20 protein-coding genes are annotated in these 23472 nt (G+C 34.2%); 13 read left to right on the top strand and 7 right to left on the bottom strand.

Annotated features, from left to right (window positions below):
* Positions 1–63: 63 nt before the first annotated feature.
* Positions 64–615 carry a hypothetical protein gene (locus BLP44_RS02000; RefSeq protein WP_066033057.1) on the top strand — a complete coding sequence of 184 codons (552 nt, stop codon included), beginning with the start codon at positions 64–66 and terminating at the stop codon, positions 613–615.
* A 66-nt stretch (positions 616–681) separates the two neighbouring features.
* Positions 682–1254: a hypothetical protein gene (locus BLP44_RS01995; protein ID WP_091128765.1), complete on the top strand. Its 573-nt coding sequence runs from the start codon at positions 682–684 to the stop codon at positions 1252–1254.
* Positions 1255–1282: 28 nt separating this feature from the next.
* Here BLP44_RS01995 and BLP44_RS01990 read toward each other — a convergent pair whose 3' ends face one another.
* Both BLP44_RS01990 and BLP44_RS01985 read right to left on the bottom strand, forming a co-directional pair.
* Positions 1283–1636 (bottom strand): hypothetical protein, encoded by a 354-nt coding sequence (locus BLP44_RS01990; RefSeq protein WP_091128762.1) that lies wholly within the window; start codon positions 1634–1636, stop codon positions 1283–1285.
* 75 nt (positions 1637–1711) lie between these two features.
* Entirely contained in the window at positions 1712–2686 is a 975-nt protein-coding gene (locus tag BLP44_RS01985; protein ID WP_008466147.1) for a polyprenyl synthetase family protein, read from the bottom strand.
* A gap of 265 nt (positions 2687–2951) precedes the next feature.
* Between BLP44_RS01985 and BLP44_RS01980 the strand changes: the two genes are divergently transcribed.
* The 6 genes from BLP44_RS01980 to BLP44_RS01955 all read left to right on the top strand — a co-directional run bounded on the left by BLP44_RS01980 (position 2952) and on the right by BLP44_RS01955 (position 11532).
* Positions 2952–3473 carry a YceI family protein gene (locus BLP44_RS01980; protein ID WP_008466148.1) on the top strand — a complete coding sequence of 174 codons (522 nt, stop codon included), beginning with the start codon at positions 2952–2954 and terminating at the stop codon, positions 3471–3473.
* A 107-nt stretch (positions 3474–3580) separates the two neighbouring features.
* Entirely contained in the window at positions 3581–4180 is a 600-nt protein-coding gene (locus tag BLP44_RS01975; RefSeq protein WP_008466151.1) for a TetR/AcrR family transcriptional regulator, read from the top strand.
* A gap of 88 nt (positions 4181–4268) precedes the next feature.
* Positions 4269–5600: a TolC family protein gene (locus tag BLP44_RS01970; protein ID WP_091128757.1), complete on the top strand. Its 1332-nt coding sequence runs from the start codon at positions 4269–4271 to the stop codon at positions 5598–5600.
* 12 nt (positions 5601–5612) lie between these two features.
* Positions 5613–6680 carry an efflux RND transporter periplasmic adaptor subunit gene (locus BLP44_RS01965; protein WP_008466154.1) on the top strand — a complete coding sequence of 356 codons (1068 nt, stop codon included), beginning with the start codon at positions 5613–5615 and terminating at the stop codon, positions 6678–6680.
* 91 nt (positions 6681–6771) lie between these two features.
* A complete protein-coding gene (locus BLP44_RS01960) occupies positions 6772–9948 on the top strand; it encodes an efflux RND transporter permease subunit (RefSeq protein ID WP_066033054.1) in 3177 nt (1058 codons plus the stop codon).
* Between the two features lie 333 nt (positions 9949–10281).
* Positions 10282–11532 (top strand): TCR/Tet family MFS transporter, encoded by a 1251-nt coding sequence (locus tag BLP44_RS01955; protein WP_066033053.1) that lies wholly within the window; start codon positions 10282–10284, stop codon positions 11530–11532.
* 69 nt (positions 11533–11601) lie between these two features.
* Here the strand turns inward: BLP44_RS01955 and BLP44_RS01950 are convergent, their stop codons facing one another.
* The 5 genes from BLP44_RS01950 to BLP44_RS01930 form a co-directional block, all read right to left on the bottom strand.
* Complete coding sequence (locus BLP44_RS01950; RefSeq protein ID WP_066033052.1) at positions 11602–12039, bottom strand: retropepsin-like aspartic protease; 438 nt, start codon at positions 12037–12039, stop codon at positions 11602–11604.
* On the bottom strand, positions 11984–14611 hold the full coding sequence (locus BLP44_RS01945; protein WP_091128753.1) for a CHAT domain-containing protein: 2628 nt from the start codon (positions 14609–14611) through the stop codon (positions 11984–11986). The genes BLP44_RS01950 and BLP44_RS01945 overlap by 56 nt, the downstream gene beginning before the upstream one ends.
* A gap of 151 nt (positions 14612–14762) precedes the next feature.
* Positions 14763–16715 carry a DUF7849 domain-containing protein gene (locus BLP44_RS01940; RefSeq protein ID WP_091129779.1) on the bottom strand — a complete coding sequence of 651 codons (1953 nt, stop codon included), beginning with the start codon at positions 16713–16715 and terminating at the stop codon, positions 14763–14765.
* Positions 16716–16827: 112 nt separating this feature from the next.
* A complete protein-coding gene (locus BLP44_RS01935) occupies positions 16828–17811 on the bottom strand; it encodes a hypothetical protein (RefSeq protein ID WP_091128750.1) in 984 nt (327 codons plus the stop codon).
* Between the two features lie 179 nt (positions 17812–17990).
* Positions 17991–18290, bottom strand: coding sequence for a hypothetical protein (locus BLP44_RS01930; RefSeq protein WP_066033048.1), 300 nt, complete (start codon positions 18288–18290; stop codon positions 17991–17993).
* Between the two features lie 130 nt (positions 18291–18420).
* On the opposite strand from BLP44_RS01930, the gene BLP44_RS01925 reads away from it, so the two are divergent.
* From BLP44_RS01925 to BLP44_RS01905, 5 genes are all read left to right on the top strand, one after another.
* Complete coding sequence (locus BLP44_RS01925; RefSeq protein ID WP_066033047.1) at positions 18421–19005, top strand: RNA polymerase sigma factor; 585 nt, start codon at positions 18421–18423, stop codon at positions 19003–19005.
* Positions 19006–19007: 2 nt separating this feature from the next.
* The gene (locus BLP44_RS01920) at positions 19008–19733 is read left to right on the top strand and encodes a tetratricopeptide repeat protein (protein WP_008466172.1); all 726 of its coding nucleotides are present in this window, start codon (positions 19008–19010) and stop codon (positions 19731–19733) included.
* 714 nt (positions 19734–20447) lie between these two features.
* On the top strand, positions 20448–21227 hold the full coding sequence (locus BLP44_RS01915; protein WP_066033044.1) for a TatD family hydrolase: 780 nt from the start codon (positions 20448–20450) through the stop codon (positions 21225–21227).
* A 64-nt stretch (positions 21228–21291) separates the two neighbouring features.
* Complete coding sequence (locus tag BLP44_RS01910) at positions 21292–22428, top strand: 1-acyl-sn-glycerol-3-phosphate acyltransferase (protein WP_091128748.1); 1137 nt, start codon at positions 21292–21294, stop codon at positions 22426–22428.
* Positions 22418–23446, top strand: coding sequence for an asparaginase (locus BLP44_RS01905; protein WP_091128745.1), 1029 nt, complete (start codon positions 22418–22420; stop codon positions 23444–23446). Before BLP44_RS01910 ends, BLP44_RS01905 begins: the two co-directional genes overlap by 11 nt.
* Positions 23447–23472 lie beyond the last annotated feature (26 nt).

Below are 23472 nucleotides of genomic sequence, written 5' to 3'. Positions count from 1 at the left end.
CATTTATTTAAATCTTTTTTTTACGTACTTTTACGTAAAAATTTGTTAAAATAAACGTTAACTATGAATAAAATTCAATTTTCAATCGATTGCAGATATTTTTTTGTGATTTTGGCTGTCTTATTTTCAAGTTATAGTATTGCACAACAAAAATATGTCATTGACAATAGTAACCATTTTTGGGATAAAGTTCAATTTGGAGGTGGTTTAGGTCTCGGATTTGGTTCAGGATATACCAATATCTCGGTAATGCCAAGCGCCATTTACAATGTTAACGAAATTGTAGCAGTTGGAGCGGGTCTTCAATTTGGCTATTTATATCAAAAAAATTATTACGAATCTTTCGTTTGGGGAGGAAGCCTTATAGGTTTAGTAAATCCAATCCCCGAAATCCAATTATCAGCTGAATTGGAACAGGTTAGGGTTGATACCGATTATGAAGAAAATTATTATCACCCAGGTTTTTCCGATTCTTATTGGAACACAGCTTTATATCTAGGAGCAGGTTATAGAACAAAAAATGTAACAATTGGAGCACGTTACGATGTCCTTTATGATCCTAATAAAAGTCTTTACGGCTCTGGATTTATGCCTTTTGTGAGAGTGTATTTCTAAAAGTTGCTATCCCGATAGCTATCGGGACTGAGATACTGAGGTTGTAAGATTTTTAAAAGTGGAAATTTGAAGAAAAAATATTTTTTAATAGCGGTAATTACAATTATACTTTTTGGTTGTAACAATTCCAAAAAAGAGGATATTAAATATGAAAAGGTTGTCGAAAAAGAATTTCACCCTTTTTTTGATTCTGATGAAATTGATCATTATTATGTGAATTACACTCTTAAAAATGTTCTGGATTTTATCGATAAAGATAGGACTTCAAAAAGAAACAAAGAATTTTCAGATTTATTTATGGGATATTATCCCAATAGTATTCCTAAGAAAGATTTCGTAAAAACATTATTGTCATATGGTTACAAAAAATCAAAGCTGACAATTAGACAGCAGAAAGAAGTTGAAAATGTTTTCAGTGCAAAAGACTCTTTACAGATGAGTGCATATGCTTGTGTTGCTGAATATCGAGATATCTTTATTTTTAAAAAGAAAAAAAAGACAATAGGAATAGCAAAAATTTGTTTTAAATGCGGGCGTTTCCAAATTGTAGGAAGTAAATTAGAAACTGAAGGATTTGGACTTTGGAGTGATTTAAAGAAATTGCACAATATCGTCCGTCCCAATGAGAAAAAAACTTAGGACCTTAGCATCTTAGAACCTCAGAACCTTATTTGTAATAATTTCGAAACCAAACCTTCTGCCATTCTCTTTTTAAGATCAAAAAAGCAACTTGCTCTGCTAAAATGACTAAATCTGAACCATCAAGTTGTTTGATTTCATTTTCTGGAACGTCAATGATATAAAGTAGATTTAAATATTCAGCAAATTTATACTGAATCATTCTATAGACTTTTTCGTGAAGCTGGATTTTTAATTCATCTGGAGAGATGCTCATTGGAAAATCAATTCCTTCATTCGCCAGATTAAAATCTTTATTAAGCTGCTCAATAAGACTCAGATATAAAGTCTCTGCTTGCGCCTGCGCTAATAATGATTCGGTATTTGCTGGTGCTACAAACATATGATTTTAGATTTTAGATTACTGATTTATGATTGTAGAATTTGTTATTGAAATTGATTTTTGAATTGCTAGTTTTTAAACTTTACGTCCCATTAAATTTTCTCCGAAAGTTCTCAAAACATTTTTCTTCTCATTGCTTATTTCCATTTTTTCTAATGTTTCAAAAGCTTTAAAAGTGTACATTTCGATTGCTTCCTGAGTGGCTTTTGATGCTCCGGATTCGTTGAAAATGGCTTTAGCGGTTGCTATTTTTTCTGTATTATCTTCCAGTTGAAGCGTGAATAATTTTTCTAATTCAGAAGCTTTTTCATCAGAAGAAAATTCTAAAGCCTTCAGATATAAATACGTTTTTTTGTTTTCTATAATATCTCCTCCAACCTGTTTTCCGAATGTTTCTGGGTCGCCAAAAGCATCTAGATAATCGTCTTGAAGTTGGAAAGCCAAACCTAAATTTAATCCAAAATCATAAATTAAATCAGCTTCTTTTTCAGAAGTTTTAGCAACAATGGCACCCATTTTCATGGCAGCCGCCACCAAAACAGCTGTTTTGTATTCAATCATTTTAAGGTATTGAGGAATCGTAACATCTTTACGAGTCTCAAAATCTACATCCCATTGCTGTCCTTCGCAAACTTCAAGAGCTGTTTTGCTAAATAATTTGGCCAAGTTTCTAAAAACACTTGGTTCGTATTGTTCAAAATATTGATATGCCAAAATAAGCATGGCATCTCCAGAAAGAATTCCCGTATTTAAATCCCATTTTTCGTGCACGGTAATTTGCCCTCTTCTCAAAGGCGCATCATCCATAATATCATCATGAACCAACGAAAAGTTATGAAAAACTTCAACTGCCATTGCTGCAGGAAGTGCCGTCTGGTACTCAGTATCAAAAACTTCTGCGGCCATTAATGTTAAAACGGGACGGATACGTTTTCCGCCAAGTCCTAAAATGTATTCTATAGGTTCGTAAAGATTTTTAGGCTCTTTATGTATGTTTTGGCTTTGTAGATAATTGATGAAAAAATCCTGGTACTGACTTATATCCTGCATAATGAATTCTGATTTCGAGCCCCAAAGATACAATTCAAATATTAATTTCTGGAGATGAAATGTTAAAAGCGTATAGATCATTAAAAAGGGCTTTTAACCTTTCTCATTTCTAATATGTTAAAAAAAATTCTAAAAAACTCGGAAACTTTTTTGGTATTTGGAGTTTCCTGTCTATATTTGCAGCATTAAAATGGAAACCGAGAACACTGTAAAAGTTTCCATGAAAAGTTTTAATGATTCGTAAAATCAATTAAATCAAGTATTTATGAAAACAAAATGGACCTTAGATTCTAGCCAGTCAGATGTTTTATTGAAAATGAGACGATCAAGAACTGCTTATTTGGGAGGAGATGCAAATAAATTTGATGGGTATGTGAATATTGAAGATAATGAAATTGAAGATGCTTCTGTCGAATTCTCATTAGACATCAATAACAAAAATGAAAGTTTCCAATCTATAGATGCTTATTTACAGCTTCAGGATTTTTTTGAAGAAGATGAACATCCGATCATCAGTTTCAAATCGACATCGTTTCAAAAAGTAAATCAGAACATCAATTTTTTCAAAGGAGATTTAACTATAAAAGATATTACTAGAGTAGTTGAATTAGACGCTGAATTTCTAGGAGAAAATATTTATAACGGAGAAAAGAAAGTAGCTTTTGAAATCAAAGGAAATATCAAACGTGAGGACTTTGGTTTAGATTACAGTTCTTTCAACCATGCTTCGGGAGGTGCTTTAGGTAAAGATATTAAACTTATAGCAAATTTAGAATTTAGCATATAAATCTTACCAAATCAATAATTTGATGTAAAATTATTACAAATAACAAGGAAACTATTTTTTTAATTTTAGTTTCCAAAGTATATTTGTGATGCAATCGAGAATTTAAAATGAAAGAGAAGATTATAGCAAAAGCAAGTGAATTATTTTTGAAGCTTGGTTTTAAGAGTGTTACGATGGATGATATTGCAGGTGAAATGTGTATTTCAAAAAAAACGATTTACAAATATTTCTGCAATAAGGAAGTTTTGATTGAAGAAAGTACCTCAATGGTTCATAGACAAGTTCACGAAATTATGGATACCATTATAGCGAAGAATTATAATGCTATTCATGAGAATTTTGAGATCAGAGAAATGTTCCGCGACATGTTTAAAAATAATACAGACACGTCTCCAATTTATCAGTTAAAAAAACATTACCCTGAGATTTACCAAAATATCCTTTCTTTTGAAATCGATCAGTGTACACAGTGTTTTAGAGATAACATCGAAAAAGGAATTCGCGAAGGGCTTTACAGAAGTGATTTGAATGTGGAGGTTTATGTTAAGTTTTACTATACACTAGTTTTTCATATAAACGAAAATACGGTTTCTGAAAGCGAAGCACAAAGAATCGAGCTTGAGGCATTAGAATATCATACTCGTGCAATGGCTACTGAAAAAGGAGTCGAAGAATTAGAAAAACAGCTAAAAAGAATAAATAATTAATCCAAATATATTCAATCGTCATTATTCTGAACGAGGACGGAAAATGGCGATACTATCTCAAAATTTAAAAATAAATATTTAACTACTTATGAAAAGAATCCTTCTTATATTTTTGTGCACCATTGGCTTCTCTGTCAACGCACAAACCACTTTAACCCTGAAAGACGCGGTCAATTATGCGCTTCAAAATAAGGCCGATGCTAAAAAAGCAAAACTTCAGGTAGAAAATAGTGAGTATCAGATTCAGGAAATACGTTCGAGAGCCTTACCGCAAATTAGTGCAAACGGGAATTTAACATATAATCCGGTAATTCAGACAACAGTTATTGATGGAGCTGCATTTGGCGCGCCAGGAACTACGATTCAGGCAGCATTTGGCCAAAAATGGACATCAACTGCGGGGATTTCTTTGACTCAGGCATTATTTGATCAGTCTGTTTTTACAGGTTTAAGAGCAGCAAAAACGACTCGTGAGTTTTATCAAATAAATGATCAGTTAACTGAAGAACAAGTTATTGAGAGAGTTGCAAATAACTATTATTCAGTTTATGTGCAAAGAGAAAGACTTATCCTTTTAGATAGCAACTATGTAAATACACAAAAAGTTCGTGATATTGTTCAAGGGCAGTTTAATAACGGTTTGGCTAAAAAAATTGATTTAGACCGTATTATCGTAAAACTGTCTAACATTGATACAGATCGTCAGCAGGTTAAAAATCAAATCGAGTTACAGGAAAATGCATTGAAGTTTTACATGGGTATGCCTATCGAAACTCAAATCGTGATGCCAAAAGAAGAATTTGAAGTTGTGCCAGCTTCTTTAACACAAGAGCCAAATATTGAAAACAGAACAGAATATTTGCTTTTGAAAAAACAAGAAGAACTTTTAGTATTCAATAAAAAAGCTGTTGAAGCAGGTTATTATCCTACACTTTCATTATCTGCAGGTTACAATTATATCGGACAAGGACCTGAAATGCCTTGGTTTGCAAAACCAGAAAAAGGTGTGTATTGGTCAGATTTCTCAGCTATTGCTTTAAACTTACACGTGCCAATCTTTACAGGTTTCGGAACTCGTGCAAAAGTGAGACAAGCTGATGTTCAAATCAGAGAACTTCAGGAAGATATTAAAGACACTAAACTTTCTCTTGATTTAGATTATAGAAATGCAATGACACAGATTAATAATAATCTTGTAACAATTGAAAATCAGAGAGAGAATATGCGTTTAGCGTTAGAAATTCTAAGCAATACCAAAAATAATTACCTTCAAGGTTTAGCATCTTTAACCGATTTGCTAGACGCAGAAAACGCATCACTTGAAGCTCAAAATAACTTTACAAGAGCGGTTTTAAATTATAAAATTGCCGAAATATCTCTAATCAAATCAAAAGGCGAACTTAAATCTCTTACTAAATAACAAATTATTACAATGAAGAAAATAATTATAACAGTCGTAATCATAATTGTAGCTTTTTTTGGAGTGAGCTACATTTTAAATAAGAACAAAGCAGAAAACGAAGCGAAAACTGCAATTGTAGCAGAAAAAAACGCAGCAGTTTCTGTAAAAGTAGCAACAGTAAAAACAGAAGATGTTAATTTGGCTTTTACTGCTAATGGAAACTTTGTGCCAATTCAGGAATTGACTTTCTCTGCTGAAAAATCTGGAAAAGTAATTAGTGTTTTAGTAAAAGAAGGTGACTATGTAAAAGTAGGACAAACTCTTTTAACAGTGAGAGGAGACGTTATCAACGTAAATGCTCAGGCAGCTGAAGCAGCTTACCAAAATGCAAAATCTGATTATGCTAGATATGAAAACGCTTTTAAAACTGGCGGTGTTACAAAACAGCAATTAGATCAGGCAAAATTGGCTTTGACTAACGCTCAATCTAATTATACTCAAGCAAAAATCAATGTTGGAGATACAAGAGTAAAAGCGCCAATTAACGGATATATCAACAAAAAATATATTGAACCAGGTTCTATTTTAGCTGGAATGCCTGCAACAGCATTATTTGACATCGTAAATGTTTCTAAATTAAAACTGAATGTTACTGTAAACGAAACTCAAGTAGCAAGCTTAAAATTAGGAAGTACAGTAAATATTACAGCAAGCGTTTATCCTGACAAAACTTTCTCAGGAAAAATTACTTTTATCGCTGCAAAAGCAGATGCTTCTTTAAATTTCCCTGTAGAAATTGAAATTACAAACAATGCAAGCAATGACTTAAAAGCAGGTATGTACGGAACTGCAACTTTCGGTTCAACAAACCAAAAACAAAACTTAAAAGTAGTTCCTAGAAATGCATTTGTTGGTAGTGTGAGTAGTAACGAAATCTTTGTTGTAGAAAACGGAGTTGCTAAATTGAGAAAAGTAGTTGCTGGAAGAATTTTAGGAGATAAGGTTGAAATTATCAGCGGTTTAAATGACGGAGAAACTGTAATTGTTACAGGTCAAATCAACCTACAAGACGGAAATACAGTAGAAATTATTAAATAATTATTTGGTTATAAGCATTAAGCGATAGGCTATAAGCAATTTAAAAGCTTAAAGCCTACTGCCTACAGCTTAAAGCATAAAGAAAAAATATATGAAATTAGCCGAAATATCCATAAAACGTCCGTCGTTAGTAATTGTATTGTTTACGATTCTGACACTAGGTGGATTGTTCAGTTACAGCCAATTAGGCTACGAGCTGATCCCAAAATTCGAAACCAACGTAATTACGGTTTCAACTGTTTATCCTGGAGCTTCTCCAAGTGAGGTTGAAAATACAGTAACAAAGAAAATTGAAGATGCGATTGCGTCTCTTGAAAATATCAAGAAAATCGACTCGAAGTCTTACGAGAGCCTTTCGATTGTATCGATCACATTGACTTCAAACGCGAATGTTGATATTTCGATGAACGATGCGCAGCGTAAGATCAATGCGATTTTGAGTGACTTGCCAGATGATGCAGATCCACCATCATTGACTAAATTCTCTTTGAGTGATTTACCAATTATGACGCTTGGTGCAAATGGTAAAATGGACGAAGCAGCTTTCTACGATTTGATCGATAAAAAGATTGCTCCAGTTTTATCTCGTGTGCAAGGGGTTGCTCAGGTAAACATTATTGGTGGTCAAGAGCGTGAGATTCAGGTAAACCTTGACGCAGTAAAAATGCAAGGTTACGGACTTTCTGTTCCGCAAGTGCAGCAGACCATTTTGAGTTCAAATTTGGATTTCCCTACAGGTAACATCCAGACTCGTAACCAAAAAATCTTAATCCGTTTAGCGGGTAAATATAAAAGTGTTGAAGAATTGAGAAACTTAGTAGTTTCTTCTCAAAACGGAATCCAAATTCGTCTAGGAGAAATTGCAGATGTTCAGGATACTCAAAAAATTGCAGAGAAAATTGCGCGTGTAGATCAAAGAAGCGCGATTGTACTTCAAATTGTAAAACAATCAGATGCTAATGCCGTTGCGGTAAGTGAGCAGTTGATTAAAACAATTAAAACTTTAGAGAACGATTATAAATCGGCTCAATTAAAATTAGAAGTAGCAAAAGACAGTACAGTCTTTACTCTTGAAGCAGCAGATTCTGTTGTGCATGACTTGTTAATTGCGGTTATTCTGGTAGCATTCGTAATGTTGTTCTTCTTGCACAGTATTCGAAACTCATTGATCGTAATGGTATCTATTCCAGCGTCTTTGATCGCTACATTTATCGGAATCTATTTATTAGGTTACACGCTTAACTTAATGTCTTTACTTGGTTTATCTCTTGTGGTTGGTATTCTTGTGGATGACGCGATTGTGGTATTGGAAAACATTTACCGACACATGGAGATGGGTAAAAGTCGAATTCGTGCCGCTTATGACGGAACAGCCGAAATCGGTGCAACTGTAACTTCGATTACTTTAGTAATTGTGGTGGTGTTCTTACCGATTGCAATGAGTACAGGATTAGTGTCAAACATTATTACACAATTCTGTGTTACGGTAATTATTTCTACAATGTTCTCATTATTGGCTTCATTTACAATTATTCCATGGTTATCATCACGTTTCGGAAAATTGGAGCACATTGAAGGTAAAAATCTTTTCGGAAGAATTATCCTTGGATTTGAAAGCTACTTAACTCGTTTTACTGACTGGGTATCGAACTTATTAAACTGGTGTTTAGATCACTATATTAAAACAATGGTTGCCATTGTGGTAATGTTCTTTGGAACGATCTTCTGGTTAATGGGAGGCGGATACATTGGAGGAGAGTTCTTTGCATCATCTGATAGTGGAGAGTTCTTGGTTCAAATTGAGATGCCAAAAGATGCTTCATTAGAGCAGACAAACTTTATGACGCAAAAAGCAGAAGCTTTCTTAAAAGGAGAGAAATATGTTTTCAGCCAGATTACAACAGTTGGTCAAACCAGTGAAGGTTTAGGAGCAGCTCAAGCAACAGCTTACAAAGCAGAGATTGACGTTAAAATGATCGATCAAAAAGATCGTACAGATGACGCCAACGTATACGCTGCAAAAGTGAAACGTAAATTGGAAAAAGTTTTAGTTGGAGCAAAAGTAAAAACAGTTCCTGTAGGTATCTTAGGTACTGCTGAAGATGCTACTTTAGGTTTGATCGTAACTGGTCCAAACGTAGAAAGTGCCATGAAATTTGCTAAACTTGCCGAAGCTGAATTGCGTACAATTCCTGGAACAACTGAGATTAAATTAACAGTTGAGGATGGAAACCCTGAGATCAACGTTCAGGTTGACAGAGATAAAATGGCTGCGTTAGGATTAACACTTCAAACAGTTGGTTTAACCATGCAGACTGCTTACAGTGGTAACACAGACGGTAAATTTAGAGCTGGTGAATACGAGTATGACATCAATATTAAATACAACGAATTTGATAGAAAAAACATCACAGACGTTAGTAATTTGATTTTCATCAACAATGCTGGTCAGCAGATTAAATTAAACCAATTCGCGACAATTACAGAAGGTTCTGGACCAAGTAAATTAGAGCGTAGAGATAAAACTGCTTCTGTAACTGTCCAAGGTCAGAACGTTGGGGTGCCAGCGGGAACAATTGTTCAGCAATGGCAGGCAAAATTAGATAAATTGCAAAAACCAACCGGAGTTAACTATATCTGGGGTGGTGACCAAGAAAACCAATCGGAAGGATTTGGTACTTTAGGAATCGCATTATTAGCCGCTATTATTTTGGTTTACCTTGTAATGGTTGGATTGTATGACAGTTTCGTTCACCCGTTTGTCGTATTATTTGCTATCCCGCTTTCGTTCATTGGGGTTTTATTTGCACTGGCATTAACAAACAATACCTTAAATATCTTTACCATCTTGGGGGTAATTATGTTGATCGGTCTGGTGTGTAAGAATGCGATCATGCTTGTGGATTATACCAATCAACGTAGAGCGGCTGGAGAATCTATCAGAAATGCCTTGATTCAAGCCAACCACGCTCGTTTACGTCCGATCTTGATGACGACAATTGCGATGGTATTTGGTATGTTCCCAATTGCATTGGCATCTGGAGCGGGAGCTGAGTGGAAAAACGGATTGGCATGGGTAATTATTGGAGGTTTGATTTCTTCATTATTCCTTACGTTAATTGTAGTTCCTGTAATCTATGATATTATGGAGAAAATCATTAGAAAATTCTCTAAAGGTGAAAAAATCGACTACGAAGCAGAAATGCATGCCGATTATACACCAACAGAATTAAGCGAAGATGGTTTTAATCCTAAACATACTCATTAATAGTTTTAATTTTTGATAGTGAAATTCCGAGCCCGAATTCGGAATTTCACAATGAAAAATCCCAGATTCCTTCAATTGGAATTTGGGATTTTTTTGATTGATTCTTTTAAATATTTCACCCAGATTCAATAGATTTTACCAGATTAATTGTAAAAGATCAGCGTGTATCTGCTTAAATCTTTTTTAAATCTGCGTGAAAAAATGTACCAATTTTAATAATTCAATACTAAGTTCTTAAATTCGGAATTTTAGATTTTTTTCATTGTGAATTAAAAAGATGATATAAAAAATGTCAGCTTTTTCGTTTATTTGCATCACCTTACAAAAATTATTATGCTACAAAAAGATAAGTCAGCAGCAATTGGTTTTATTTTCATAACCATGTTAATAGACATTACAGGATGGGGAATTATTATTCCTGTAATACCAAAATTAATCGAAGAATTGATTCACGGAGACATCAGCGAAGCTGCAAAAATTGGCGGTTGGTTGACTTTCGCGTATGCGATAACACAGTTTGTATTTGCTCCCGTTATTGGAAATTTAAGTGATAAATTTGGAAGAAGACCAATTATCTTAATTTCCCTTTTCGGATTTTCTTTAGACTATCTTTTATTGGCATTTTCGCCAACTATTATCTGGCTTTTTGTTGGAAGAATTATCGCGGGTATAACAGGCGCGAGTATTACAACTGCTTCCGCTTATATTGCCGATGTTAGTACGGCTGAAAACAGAGCTAAAAACTTCGGATTAGTAGGCGCTGCTTTCGGATTAGGATTTATAATCGGACCAGTTATTGGCGGACTTTTAGGTCAATATGGCTCTAGAGTTCCTTTTTACGCAGCCGCAGTTTTGTGTATGCTGAATTTCCTTTATGGATTTTTCATTTTACCTGAATCACTTAAAAAAGAAAACCGCAGACCATTCGATTGGAAACGTGCCAATCCAATCGGAGCTATTTTAGGATTAAGAAAACATCCAACATTAATCGGATTAATCGTTGCCATTTTTTTACTATATGTGGGTTCTCATGCGGTGCAAAGCAATTGGAGTTTCTTTACCATCTATCAATTTAATTGGGACGAGAGAATGATCGGAATTTCATTGGGAATAATCGGTTTATTGGTTGGCGTAGTGCAAGGAGGATTAGTTCGTTACATCAATCCAAAAATCGGAAATGAAAAAAGCATCTACATTGGTTTAGCTTTATATACAATCGGAATGCTATTATTTGCTTTTGCAACAGAAAGCTGGATGATGTTTGTGTTTTTAATTCCGTATTGCCTTGGCGGAATTGCCGGTCCAGCATTGCAATCTGTTGTAGCAAGTAAAGTAGCGCCAAGCGAACAAGGAGAAATTCAAGGGACTTTAACCAGTTTAATGAGTGCTTCTTCAATTATTGGTCCGCCAATGATGGCCAATACATTTTACTTTTTCACTCATGATGATGCGCCGTTTAAGTTTGCAGGAGCACCTTTTATTTTAGGTGGAGTTTTAATGTTGCTGAGTACAGTTGTTGCTTATTTTTCGTTGAAAAAACATGCGGTTCCGAAAACACAAATTGATAATCAAGAAATAGTATAAAGCTAAAAAGTCTTCATTTTAATGAAGACTTTTTTATTTGGAATTTAGATTTTTTTTTGATTGGAATTTCTATTTCAAATATAAATAATGATTAAAATAGTCAATAATCGCTTTTCCTTCCAATAGAACATCAGCGCCAATAATGCCATGAACAGCTTTTGCTTTAAAAGATTCTAAAGCCTCATTTACGTGTGAAAGATCAAAAATTACGATGCTGAAATCTTTGCTTTTCCAGCTTCCTAACTGCAATTTATTTTGAGACGAAATCTGTGTTGTCATTCCAGTTCCGCCTGCTCCAGAAGCTTTTGTTTTAGAGTTCTTAGCAGAAAGTTCGAAGCGTTCAATACACTCAAAGCCTACGCAGGTATTGGATGCGCCAGTGTCTAAAATGAAATTTCCAGAAATGCCGTTTATTTTGGCTTTTATCTGCAAATGCTGGGTTTTGGTGATTTTAAACTTTATTTTTTTGTACTTCTCTATTTTGAGAATTTCGTGAAGATTTTCCATTCCTGTAATGATTGAAAACCAAAAATAAGCCAATTGCCGCCAAAAAACTAATGATATACAAGATATAATTGGTTTGCTTTTCAGGCTTTTCAAGAGTGCCATAATACACAAAAGCACTCCAATAATAAGGTGACTTTTTTGCATTTGGAACGTTTTCATCTTTTAAAAACTCCCTTTTTGCATTTGCCGTTGCCTGTGCAAAAGACGAATTATGTTTTACCTCTTTATAAAAATAATCCATGAAAACAGAAGTTGTATAATCGTTTACATTCCACAAAGAAAATAATAGATTTTGTGCTCCCGCAAACTGAAAACCTCTTGCTACGCTCAGAGCGCCTTCGCCTTTATAGAGTTTTCCAATTCCGGTTTCACAAGCGCTCAGAACCACCAAATCAGGATTGAGCTGTAAATTATACAATTCAGAAAATAAAACTTCTTGATCATAGAATTTGATGCTTGCCGGAGTTTCCAGATCGCCTGAAGAGGCATGCGTGCTGAGATGTATAATCGATTTTCCTATTGCACTGTTTTTAAAGTTTGAGAAATCAGCATTTTTATTCTCAAAAAACTGTCCGTCAAAATTATGTTTTATAGATTGCAATTCATTTTTCGAAAAAGGAAGTTCGTAATTGGTTTTTTCGAAAATTGGAAAAAGGCCTAAAATATTCTTTTTGCCATTTGAAAGCGGATTTGTGTTCAAATATAATTCTGCAGAATTGTTATAAGAAACATCAAACTTATCCAGCAGATAATGCATTTTTGTAAAATTGGTTGTGTTTGAGGTTTCGCTTATTAAAGCTTCAAAAGGCAGAAAAGACAGAATTCCATCTGGAACAAGAATCAAATTTTTATGTTTTTCAACTTTTGGAATTTGAAGTTTCTTATAGATTTTATTTCCAAGTGCATTATACTTTTTAGGATTGTTGGCAATTGCAGATGGATCTTTAAAAAAGTCAATGAATGAAAGCAATTCCTTATCAGCTGTTTCAATTTTGTGCAGTGTGATTTTTTTGTTTTCGAGAATGAAATTATAGATGCAATGACTTCCAAAAAAATATTCCACTAATGCAGCATTGTCTTTTTTCAGTTTGTCGTACAACTTAGTCAAATCCAATTCAGAATTCTTTTTCTGATCGGTTTTGTTTTGCTTTGTTTTCAAAAGCAGCATCAATTCATTCTGTTTTTTAACGGCTTCATTGATTTTAGAAATATTAGCCGCTTCTAATTTTTGCTGTTCTTTCAGAATGGCGGTATTCCAATTTTGGAGCTGTTGCAAAATCAGTTTTTCTTCTCTTGAAATCGTTTCAATATTTTTAAGATGCTTTTTTAAAACAACCGATTTTGTTTGTTCAGACAATAGAAAAGCACTTTCGATATAATTCATTTTTCGTTCTCTTTCAAACAATGAAAGATAAATTTCAATGCATTTTTCTGTTCTGCTTCGGTTTCGTACTTGTGTTATAATTTTTGAATTTTCATAAACCAAAAGCGACTGAATCATTTCTTCGATTTTAAAAGAAAGCTCATAACTTTTTAAGGCATTTTTTGGCTGATTTTCGGCTAAATAAATTAAGGCCTGCAAATCTAAAGCATCTAATAAAACCGTTTCGGCATAAAGCGAATTCCCATTTGGGAGCCTATTTTTTGAAGCCGAATAACTGGGAAGAAGTGTTTTAAAAACTATTTCTAGATTTTGCTGAGCATCAACTATATTGCCTTCAGAAAAAGCAATAAAAGCGGCTTCATAATAAAATTGCCCTATTTTTCGAGGTTCCCGTTTCGGATTTTTATTGAATTCTGTTTTCGCCTTTTCGAAAAATTCGGAAGCTTTTTTAAAATCGTTTTGATCTACTTTTAACTGAGCCAGATTTCGATATGCATTTGCTAAAGTTTCGGTTTGCGATTTGTCATTTTTTAAAAGAGAAACCGCTTTCAAAAATGAAGTTTCAGCTTCAGCCTTTTTAGAAGATAAAACATAGTTTGTTCCCAAATTATTCAATAATAGACCTTTTTCAACAGCAGAAAGTTTTTCGGTCTGGATTGTTTTTTCAATCAATTCTATTGCTTTATAAACGTTACCAGTATTTTGATAGACATTTGAAAGATTAAGAATGGCGGCCGTTTTTTGGCTCTTGTTTTTCTCTTGACTGGCAATAAAATAATATTGTTTGATAGTGTTTTCGGCATTTTCATAATCGCCCAAAACGGTATATAAATTGCCCAAAGGTTTCAGGCAGAATTCAATTATATCATAATTTTTAAGTTTGTTTTTCTGATAAATCATCCAAGCTTTTTCGTAGCTTTTTACCGCATCTAAATTCTGTCCAAACTGATTTTCATAATACGCTTTGTTGCAATTTAAAATGACAATTGCCAACAATTCATCTTTGGTTTTGGTCTTGGCACTTTTCCAGAAATCACTTTCTATGTTTCTTAAATTCTGCAACGCTTCCGCTGAAGGATTCGCGGTAAAACTGTCAACAGCATTATATATTTTATCCTCCTGACTTTGTCCGAAAACATTCAGACACAGGAAAAGGAAAATAAAACCATATAAGTGATGTAAGTTCATATTATATTGTTTTTGCCACGAATTTCACGAATTTTTATAAATCGAAACTCAAAATAGCATTACTTAAATTTAGTGGAAATTAGTGAAATTCGTGGCAAAATATTCTTTGTGTATCTCTGCGTAACCTTTGTGCATCTCTGCGGTATAACCTCTAAAACTTCCAAATTCCATACACCTGAAAATAATTAAAATTCTGTTCAAAATTAATCACATAGCGCGCGCCCAAACTAGGTCCGATTCTGGCGAAACCAGCTGTTAAGTCAAATAAAAGCCCTGTTTTAAAGCCTGAGAAATTGTTTTTTATCGTATTAGAACTTGTTGTTGAACTGATCAAAAAGTTTTCTTTATCGCCTTCAAAAGTATCGACCGTGATCGTTTGATTCTGTTCTGAATACACATTTACATTCGCCTGAATTCCCGCTCCAACTCCAATGTAGTTATTGATATTATATCGAATTAAAACAGGAATTTCCCAATTGATATTTTTATTTTCAGTGGCAGTTGTGGTGCGTACCAATTGTCTGGTTCCGTTGGCATTTGTATTAAATTCTTCCGAAACGTTTACTTTGCTGTCATATTGGTTTAAAGCATTTTCCCATTCTACCTGCCAATAAAAACGATACGATTTAAAAGGCGAAAGCGTCGCGCCCACAAAATAGCTCGTCGATTTATCTAGATCTGGATAAAAATTATAACCTGCTTTGGCGCCAATCGAAATTCCAGGAAGGAATCTGGTAGTGGCATAGTTGGTAATTATGGGTTCGTTTTTATCAAAAATAATGGCAGTTCGGCTTTTGGTTTTTACCTTATGAAAATCTTCACCAAACTTCATGGAATATTTGACAAAACCTTTTGTAGAATCTTTTTCATGTACATTTTTCTGTTCGCTTCCAGGAAGATAAATGTTTTTAAAAGTAAAAATGATTTGTTTCTGTTTGATAATCGTATCGAGACAGCTTACGGTTGGCTCTTCACCTTTTGGACAAATCGGACATTCGGGATACATGCTTTCAATCTGAAAAGTTTTTTTGTCAAACATGTCGGGAACATCGGTTTCCAAACGGATCTTTCTTGCTGGACCTTCACCATTATTTTGAAAACGGGTTTTAAAATTTACTCGTTTGAAACGCACTAATCTGTAATTCATAAAACTTCCGTTAGAACCCATTTTGTTTGGATCGTGAGAAGTTACAATTTCCATTTCCAGATTTTTCACTTTATGGTTTTTATAACTTCTATTCGGGACAAAAATTCCTCGCATGGTTACTGTTGCACTGGTATCTTTTATCATTTCGGGAGTTGTTTTGAAAGTGTAAAAAACATTTCGAGTTTCTCCCGGATTCGCATCATCAAATTCTAAAATAGAAACATTGTGATAGGTTTTATTGGCATCTGAAAGTGAAGCTTCCAAATCTTCTTCAGTTGTGGTATTTCTATATTTTTTGATTTTGGAAGTCCCTTCGGCGGAAGCCAAAAAAGTATTCGAGTCATTTAAATCATCAGTCGAAGCAACAAGATTTTCTTTCACTTCACGTTCGCCCGCATACGTTCTGAAATCACTTAATTCGGAATTATTGTGTTTGAATTGCTTTTCATTATAAAATAAATAAAGCTTTCCGCTAGAAACATAATTTTCAAGATTCTGATAACTTACCACAACTACCATTTCTTGTTCTGGAATTGGATCACAGTTTTTAATAATCGCAAAACCATTCTGATCGGGAATAGAAGCAATGTCTTTATAATTGGTGTCTGTAATATCGTTTATGGCCACTTTCTTTGGGCGAGTTGCCGGAGGTTTTCCGTTGTCATAATTATTCGTTACAGCAAGTCTTGCCGTGTAAGTTCCTTTGTTTTTATAAACATGTTTAGGTTCGGCTTCTTTGCTGTAATGGCCGTCTCCTAATTCCCATAAATAAGAATAACTTGGTTTTGGCGCACCCGCAATCGGAATCAAAGGCGGAGTTTCTGGTTTAAAACTAACCTGATTTCCGTTTTGAATAAAACCTATATTGGCTCTTCGTGTTATGGTGTCTTTCACTTTGGTTTGTCCTATTGAAAAAATAGAAAATAGAATAAAGAAAATAGACAGTTGTGGTTTCATAACTAGATAGTTTTGAGGTTTAAAAATTTCTGAATGAAATCTCAAACAAGATTAAATGTAAAAAAAAGTGATGAGCAAATCACCACTTTTTCTCAAAAAAAGCATTTAGAAGTTACTGTATGGCATTAATTGCAGCAACTAATTGAGCTTCGGTGCCGACTGTTGTTTCGGCTAAATTAAATTCGTAAACCGCATTTGCAGAAATTGTCACGCCTTTTATCGCATAGCGCCAGTTTCCGTTATCTTCTGTTGCAAAAATGATATGGCAAGCTAATCCAATCGGAATTTGACCGTAATGTTCGCTAAACAATCCTTCAGCTGTATAAGTGTCCAATTGAGCAAGTGCATTTTTGCCTTCTCCATCGTAAGAAAGAAAAACGGCACTGTTTGTATTGTTGTATCCGTCTGGAACATCAACTAAAAGAGTTGTTTTTGGTCTTGGATCGTGGTAAAAACGATCTACGTTGGTCCAACCGAATTTACCGAAAGTCACATAATAATTGTTTAATTCACCTTGTACACCGCCTTTTCCATCAGTTCCATCAGCATTTGCTTTTGCTTCCCTCCAAGCCAAATTGCCATCTTCGTCGATAACTCCAGTCCACAAAGTCATTAGGTTATCAAAACCATTTGTCAATGCAGTCGGAACGATCATATTCATACTGCAAGAAGTTTGCAATTCGACTCCTCCCTGAGTTGCTTTGATGAAGAATTCTCCTCCAGAAATTAAAAGATTTTTCTTCCCGTCTGCGGTAATTCCCATAGTTGGTTTGTTGGTAACCAGCATATTTCCTTTATCAAAAAGTTCGATGTATTCAATATCGACTTGCCCAGTTACAGGATTTCCGTTTTTGGTTAAACAATCTCCGTTAATGTAAAGCTTTACACCCTTTGCTGAAGTTAAGGTAACAACGCCGTTTCCTGCGGTCATAGTAAAATTTTGCGTGTTTCTTTTTACTCCTTTTTCGCTAATGCTTTTAAACGCTTCAGAAGTAGGAGGCGAAATTTTGATATCTTCTCCGTCGCTATTGTCGCAGCTTGCGAACGTTGTCATCGCTATTATTAAAAGTCCGATCTTTTTTAAATTTGTTTTCATAATTTCTAGTTTTTATAAATCTGGCTTGATTGTTTCAAGTAGTTTTCAGATTTGGTTAATTAATTTTAATGTTATATCAACTCGGGTTAGATTTTGTTACCCTCTTTTTCAAAAATTTTTTTAAAGGGCTTTTATGTGCTTATATCAATTGACGTCAAAATTTGTTACCTCAGTTTTGTTTAAATAGAAATGCATTTGTCTTCAAAAAGATTTCCATCTTCGTCAACAGCGACCAAAATGTCTTTTTTGCGGGAGAATTTTAGAATAAGATAAATCCAGACAATTAGCCAGATGCCAAAAGTGAATACGCTTAGAAACAAATGAAAAGTATGATTTATGTTTTTCTTTTCTTTAGACAAAACCACATAAGGCAGTTTTTCATTTTGTTCTGTAATTACAAAACCGTTACGTGTTTTAGCAGCGATTATTTCGTAAAAGCGATCTAGATTTTTTTCATTGATATATTGGTAACTTTCCATTTCTTTTAATTTTTTAAAGGTTTTTAAAAGACTTTTGTTTCGATATATACAATTGATTGTAATATTGTTACCTCTTATTTTTGAAAATTTTTAAGATTCTTTTTTTAAATTAGCTGTAAAATGCATTTTTATGGATCAAAATAAAATTCATCCTGATCAAAAATATATCGACGGACTTGCTGCAAACGATTCACTAGTTATCGAAATGATATATAAAAAATTTGCGCCCAAAGTAGTTCAGTTTATCACCAATAATTCTGGAGATAAAGATCAGGCGCAGGATGTGATTCAGGAAATTATGATTTTGCTTTTTAATCAGGCGAAAGCCAAGAAACTTCAGCTCACTTGTCCGTTTGACGCCTATTTTTTCTTGCTCTGCAAAAGACGCTGGCTAAACGAATTGAAAAATTCTGCCAATAAAGGGGTAACAATTTATGAGAATGTGGTATCTATCAATGAATCTGCTCACGAATTGATTGCACAGGCAGAAGAATTTGATGAAAAACAGAAGCTTTTCGAAACCATGTTCCAAAAATTGGGAGAGAAATGCCAAGAAGTTTTGAAACTCAGTTTTTCTCTAAAATCAATGGAAGAAGTAGCCCAAAAACTCAATGTGACTTACGGTTATGTCCGAAAAAAGAAATCGTTGTGTGTAGGCCAGCTGACGCAGTGGATTCAAGAAGCGAAAAATTTTAACTCTTTAAAAAACAATTAATCATGAACGAAGAACGCTATATATTATTTGACCAATATCTTCAAGGCGAACTGACCGTTGATGAAAAAAACAATTTTGAGAAACAATTATCTGAGGATGCTGCATTGGCTTCGGAGTTTGAAAGTTTCAAAGAAATGCATTTTCAGTTGGAGAATAAATTCGGACAAGAACAGGAAAGAGAAATCTTTAAAGGAAACTTGACCAGAATTTCAGATAAATATTTTAATAAAAAGGAAAATAAAGTAGCTTCACTTAAACCGTGGTATTTTGCGGCAGCGGCATCTATAATTATTATGTTCGGGCTGTTTTTCTTTGATTACAAGCATTATCCAAATTTTGAAGATTATAATCATCCAGAAAGTGCTTATTTTACAGAAAGAGGCGTTTCTGAAGCCATTTTAAAACAAGCAGAGAATAATTTCAACGGAAAAAGATATGAAACAGCGATTCCGATTTTTGAAATGATTTTAAAAGAAAACAATTCAGACGAGATTAAATATTTCTATGCCGTTTCATTATTGCAAGTTGGCAAATACGTAAAAGCAGAAAATATATTTAAAGAATTGGAAGCCGGAAATTCTGTTTATAAAGAAAAAGCAAAATGGAATCTAGCTTTATCTAAATTAAAACAAGGAAAATATGATGACTGTAAAGCCATTTTACAGACAATTTCGCAAGACTATGAAGATTATGATGAAGTTGAACAGCTTTTAGAAGAATTGGATTAAATTCTAATTATTTAAGAAAAAATTTACCTCTTTACGGGAAACCTCAATCGAATTTGGAATTTTAGTTCTAAATTCGATTTTCTTTTTACAAGAACTTGTTCCAAAAACAATTTAAGTTAACCAGAAAAGCTAAATGAAAAAAGTTGTAATAATTTTTCTTCTTGTTTTTTCTCAGACCATTTTTGGTTTGGGTAGCATTACCCAGACCGAAAAATTGGCTGCGACATGTAGGAATTGTACCCGATATTGAGGTAAAACCAACAATAAAAGGGATAAAAGAAGGCAGAGATGAAGTTTTGGAACGCGCTTTGCTATATATAGAAACAGGAAAATAAACCCAGTTTGTCGTACTGAGTAACGAGGGATCGCACTAGCTGATCGAGAGAAAAAATGGGGGTTTTCTCCTCGAAGCTTCTTGTGAGGTCCTTCGTTCCTTAGAATGATAAAAAATAGGTTGTTATTGTTCTAGCCTTTGTCAAAGTGTACAACTTTTGACAAAGGTTTTTTTTTCACCCTGAGTGAAGTCGAAGGATCGCATTGAGAATCCATAAAGATTAGCGATTAGGGCTTCGACTCCGCTCAGCGTGACAAAAATAAAATCCGTGACAATCCGTGTTTTCACAAAGTGAATCCGTTTCATCCGCGTACCTCAATCGCAACAGAATTGCTATTCTTTTAATATTGTCGTAATTTTGGCACTTTAAAATTACAGCCTTGAATTCAACACCCATTATTACCGATACCCACACGCATTTATATTCTGAAGAATTTGATCAGGATCGTGACGAAATGATTCAGCGCGCTATTGATGCGGGAATTACACGTTTTTTTATTCCTGCAATCGATGCTGCAGCAACACAATCGATGTACGATTTAGAAAAAAATTATCCTGAAAATATATTTCTAATGATGGGTTTGCATCCCACTTACGTGAAAGATAATTATTTGGAAGAATTAGCTCATGTGGAAACAGAATTGTCTAAAAGAAAATTCTACGCAGTTGGCGAAATCGGAATCGATTTGTATTGGGATAAAACACATCTAAAAGAGCAGCAAATTGCTTTTAAAAGACAAATTCAGCTGGCAAAACAGTATAAATTACCCATTGTAATTCATTGCAGAGAAGCGTTTGATGAGATTTTTGAAGTATTAGAAGAAGAAAAATCTGAAGATTTGTTTGGGATTTTTCATTGTTTTTCCGGAACTTTAGAACAAGCAGAGCGCGCCATTTCTTATAATATGAAATTGGGAATTGGTGGAGTTGTTACTTTTAAGAACGGGAAAATTGATCAGTTTTTAAATCAAATCGATTTAAAACATATCGTTTTAGAGACCGATTCACCGTACTTAGCGCCCATTCCATATAGAGGAAAAAGAAATGAAAGCAGTTATTTGGTCAACGTTATAGCTAAATTAAGTGATGTGTATGGCGTTTCTACAGAAGAAATTGCAGCAATCACAACCCAAAACTCAAAAGACGTTTTTGGGATTTAACCTGAGCCTTACAAAACTTTAAATTTTTTTTTGTTCTTTTGCCCACTTTAAACAATTATAAATAATGCAGAAATTTGATGCCATTCGACCGTTTTATGATTCCGAAATAAATGAAGCACTTCATGCGGTGGTCAATCATCCTATGATGAAAACCATGATGAACTTTACTTTTCCGGATGTAGAAGATGAGGTTTGGAAGGAACAATTGAAGAAAACCCATTCTATACGAGATTTTCAATGCAACTTTATTTATAACACGATCCAAAAAGTTTTAGAAAAAAGCTCTGAAGGTCTTACCACATCAGGTTTTGAAAAACTGGAACCCAATACTTCTTATCTATTTATCTCAAATCACAGAGATATTCTTCTGGATACAACCTTGCTAAATGTTTGTCTGTTTGAACATGGTTTAGTAATGACAGCTTCGGCAATTGGAGACAATTTAGTAAAGAAAGCTTTTTTGGCAACTTTGGCAAAATTAAACAGAAACTTCTTGGTTCTAAGAGGTTTGTCTCCAAGAGAAATGCTTCAAAGTTCAAAATTGTTGTCTGAATATATGGGACAATTGCTGCTTCGCGAAAACCGTTCGGTTTGGATTGCTCAAAGAGAAGGAAGAACGAAAGATGGAAATGACGAAACCAATCCAGGAGTTTTAAAAATGATTGGAATGGCTTCTGATGAAGAAGATTTGATGAATTATTTTAAGAAATTAAAAATCGTTCCTGTCTCTATTTCATACGAATACGATCCGACAGATGTTTTAAAGATGCCGCAATTAATGGCAGAAGCAAACAACGAAGTGTACGTAAAAGATAAAAACGAAGATTTCATGAATATCATTAGCGGTATCATGGGAACTAAAAAGAGAATACACATTTCTGTCGGAGATGTTTTAGATACTGAAATCGATCAGATTGTGGCAGAAAATGATAATGTAAACAAACAGGTTCAAGCGTTGGCGCAGACTATTGATGATGTAATCTTGAAAAATTATCAATTATGGCCAACAAATTTTATTGCTTACGATATTTTAAACGAAACAGACAAATTTGCTCATAAATATAAAGAGAGCGAAAAACAGCTTTTTGAGCGCCGTTTAGAAATGCGTATCGGAAGCGATAATCCTGTGACAAGACAAGGATTTTTAGCTATGTATGCCAATCCTGTTGTCAACAAATTAAAATACCAAGATGTCATCTAAAGCAAAAATATTATTGGTTTATACCGGAGGAACCATCGGTATGAGCAAAGATTTTGAAACTGGAGCACTGAAAGCCTTCAATTTTGGTAAATTAATTCAGAAAATACCAGAAATCAAGCAATTGGATTGCGAAATCGAGTCGATTTCCTTCGAACATCCAATAGATTCTTCAAATATGAATCCTCAAATGTGGACCAAAATCGCCACAATCATTGAGGAAAATTATAATTCTTACGACGGATTTGTTGTCCTTCACGGATCTGATACCATGTCGTATTCGGCTTCGGCATTGAGTTTTATGCTGGAGAATTTGTCAAAACCAGTTGTGTTTACAGGTTCGCAATTGCCAATTGGGGATTTGCGCACCGACGCCAAAGAAAATCTGATAACAGCAATTCAAATTGCTTCTCTACAGGAAAATGGAAAGCCAGTTATTACAGAAGTCTGCTTATATTTTGAATACAAATTATACCGCGGAAACCGAACTTCTAAAGTAAATGCTGAACATTTCAGGGCCTTTACAGCACCAAATTATCCTGAATTGGTAGAATCTGGTGTTCATTTAACATTAAACAGACATTTATTTCTTCCTGTAAATAAAAATGCAAAACTGATTGTTCATAAGAATTTAGACAATCACGTTGCCATCATCAAAATGTTCCCAGGAATGAGTGAAATTGTTCTGGCTTCCATCCTTGCAACTAAAGGGTTGAGAGGAATTATTCTAGAAACTTACGGTTCTGGAAATGCACCAACTGAAGATTGGTTTTTAAACTTAATCGAAAAAGCCATCAAATCTGGAATACATATCGTAAACGTAACGCAATGCTCAGGCGGAAGCGTAAATATGGGACAATACGAAACCAGTACAGCTTTGAAATCGTTAGGGGTTATTTCAGGAAAAGACATTACAACCGAAGCCGCAATTACCAAATTAATGTATTTGCTTGGGCATAATATTCCGCAAAACGAGTTTAAAAATATTTTTGAAACTGCACTTCGCGGGGAAATATCATAGTTTAAATTGCAATATTTTAAAAATCC

Source organism: Flavobacterium anhuiense, assembly GCF_900101855.1.
GTDB classification, from domain to species: Bacteria; Bacteroidota; Bacteroidia; order Flavobacteriales; family Flavobacteriaceae; genus Flavobacterium; species Flavobacterium anhuiense.
This window is presented reverse-complemented; position numbering and strand designations above follow the sequence as displayed.

Coding starts and splice junctions, on each gene's coding strand:
- BLP44_RS02000 (WP_066033057.1), top strand. CDS start 64: ATGAATAAAATTCAATTTTCAATCGATTGCAGATATTTTTTTGTGATT.
- BLP44_RS01990 (WP_091128762.1), bottom strand. CDS start 1,636: ATGTTTGTAGCACCAGCAAATACCGAATCATTATTAGCGCAGGCGCAA.
- BLP44_RS01985 (WP_008466147.1), bottom strand. CDS start 2,686: ATGCAGGATATAAGTCAGTACCAGGATTTTTTCATCAATTATCTACAA.
- BLP44_RS01980 (WP_008466148.1), top strand. CDS start 2,952: ATGAAAACAAAATGGACCTTAGATTCTAGCCAGTCAGATGTTTTATTG.
- BLP44_RS01975 (WP_008466151.1), top strand. CDS start 3,581: ATGAAAGAGAAGATTATAGCAAAAGCAAGTGAATTATTTTTGAAGCTT.
- BLP44_RS01970 (WP_091128757.1), top strand. CDS start 4,269: ATGAAAAGAATCCTTCTTATATTTTTGTGCACCATTGGCTTCTCTGTC.
- BLP44_RS01965 (WP_008466154.1), top strand. CDS start 5,613: ATGAAGAAAATAATTATAACAGTCGTAATCATAATTGTAGCTTTTTTT.
- BLP44_RS01960 (WP_066033054.1), top strand. CDS start 6,772: ATGAAATTAGCCGAAATATCCATAAAACGTCCGTCGTTAGTAATTGTA.
- BLP44_RS01955 (WP_066033053.1), top strand. CDS start 10,282: ATGCTACAAAAAGATAAGTCAGCAGCAATTGGTTTTATTTTCATAACC.
- BLP44_RS01950 (WP_066033052.1), bottom strand. CDS start 12,039: ATGGAAAATCTTCACGAAATTCTCAAAATAGAGAAGTACAAAAAAATA.
- BLP44_RS01945 (WP_091128753.1), bottom strand. CDS start 14,611: ATGAACTTACATCACTTATATGGTTTTATTTTCCTTTTCCTGTGTCTG.
- BLP44_RS01940 (WP_091129779.1), bottom strand. CDS start 16,715: ATGAAACCACAACTGTCTATTTTCTTTATTCTATTTTCTATTTTTTCA.
- BLP44_RS01935 (WP_091128750.1), bottom strand. CDS start 17,811: ATGAAAACAAATTTAAAAAAGATCGGACTTTTAATAATAGCGATGACA.
- BLP44_RS01930 (WP_066033048.1), bottom strand. CDS start 18,290: ATGGAAAGTTACCAATATATCAATGAAAAAAATCTAGATCGCTTTTAC.
- BLP44_RS01925 (WP_066033047.1), top strand. CDS start 18,421: ATGGATCAAAATAAAATTCATCCTGATCAAAAATATATCGACGGACTT.
- BLP44_RS01920 (WP_008466172.1), top strand. CDS start 19,008: ATGAACGAAGAACGCTATATATTATTTGACCAATATCTTCAAGGCGAA.
- BLP44_RS01910 (WP_091128748.1), top strand. CDS start 21,292: ATGCAGAAATTTGATGCCATTCGACCGTTTTATGATTCCGAAATAAAT.
- BLP44_RS01905 (WP_091128745.1), top strand. CDS start 22,418: ATGTCATCTAAAGCAAAAATATTATTGGTTTATACCGGAGGAACCATC.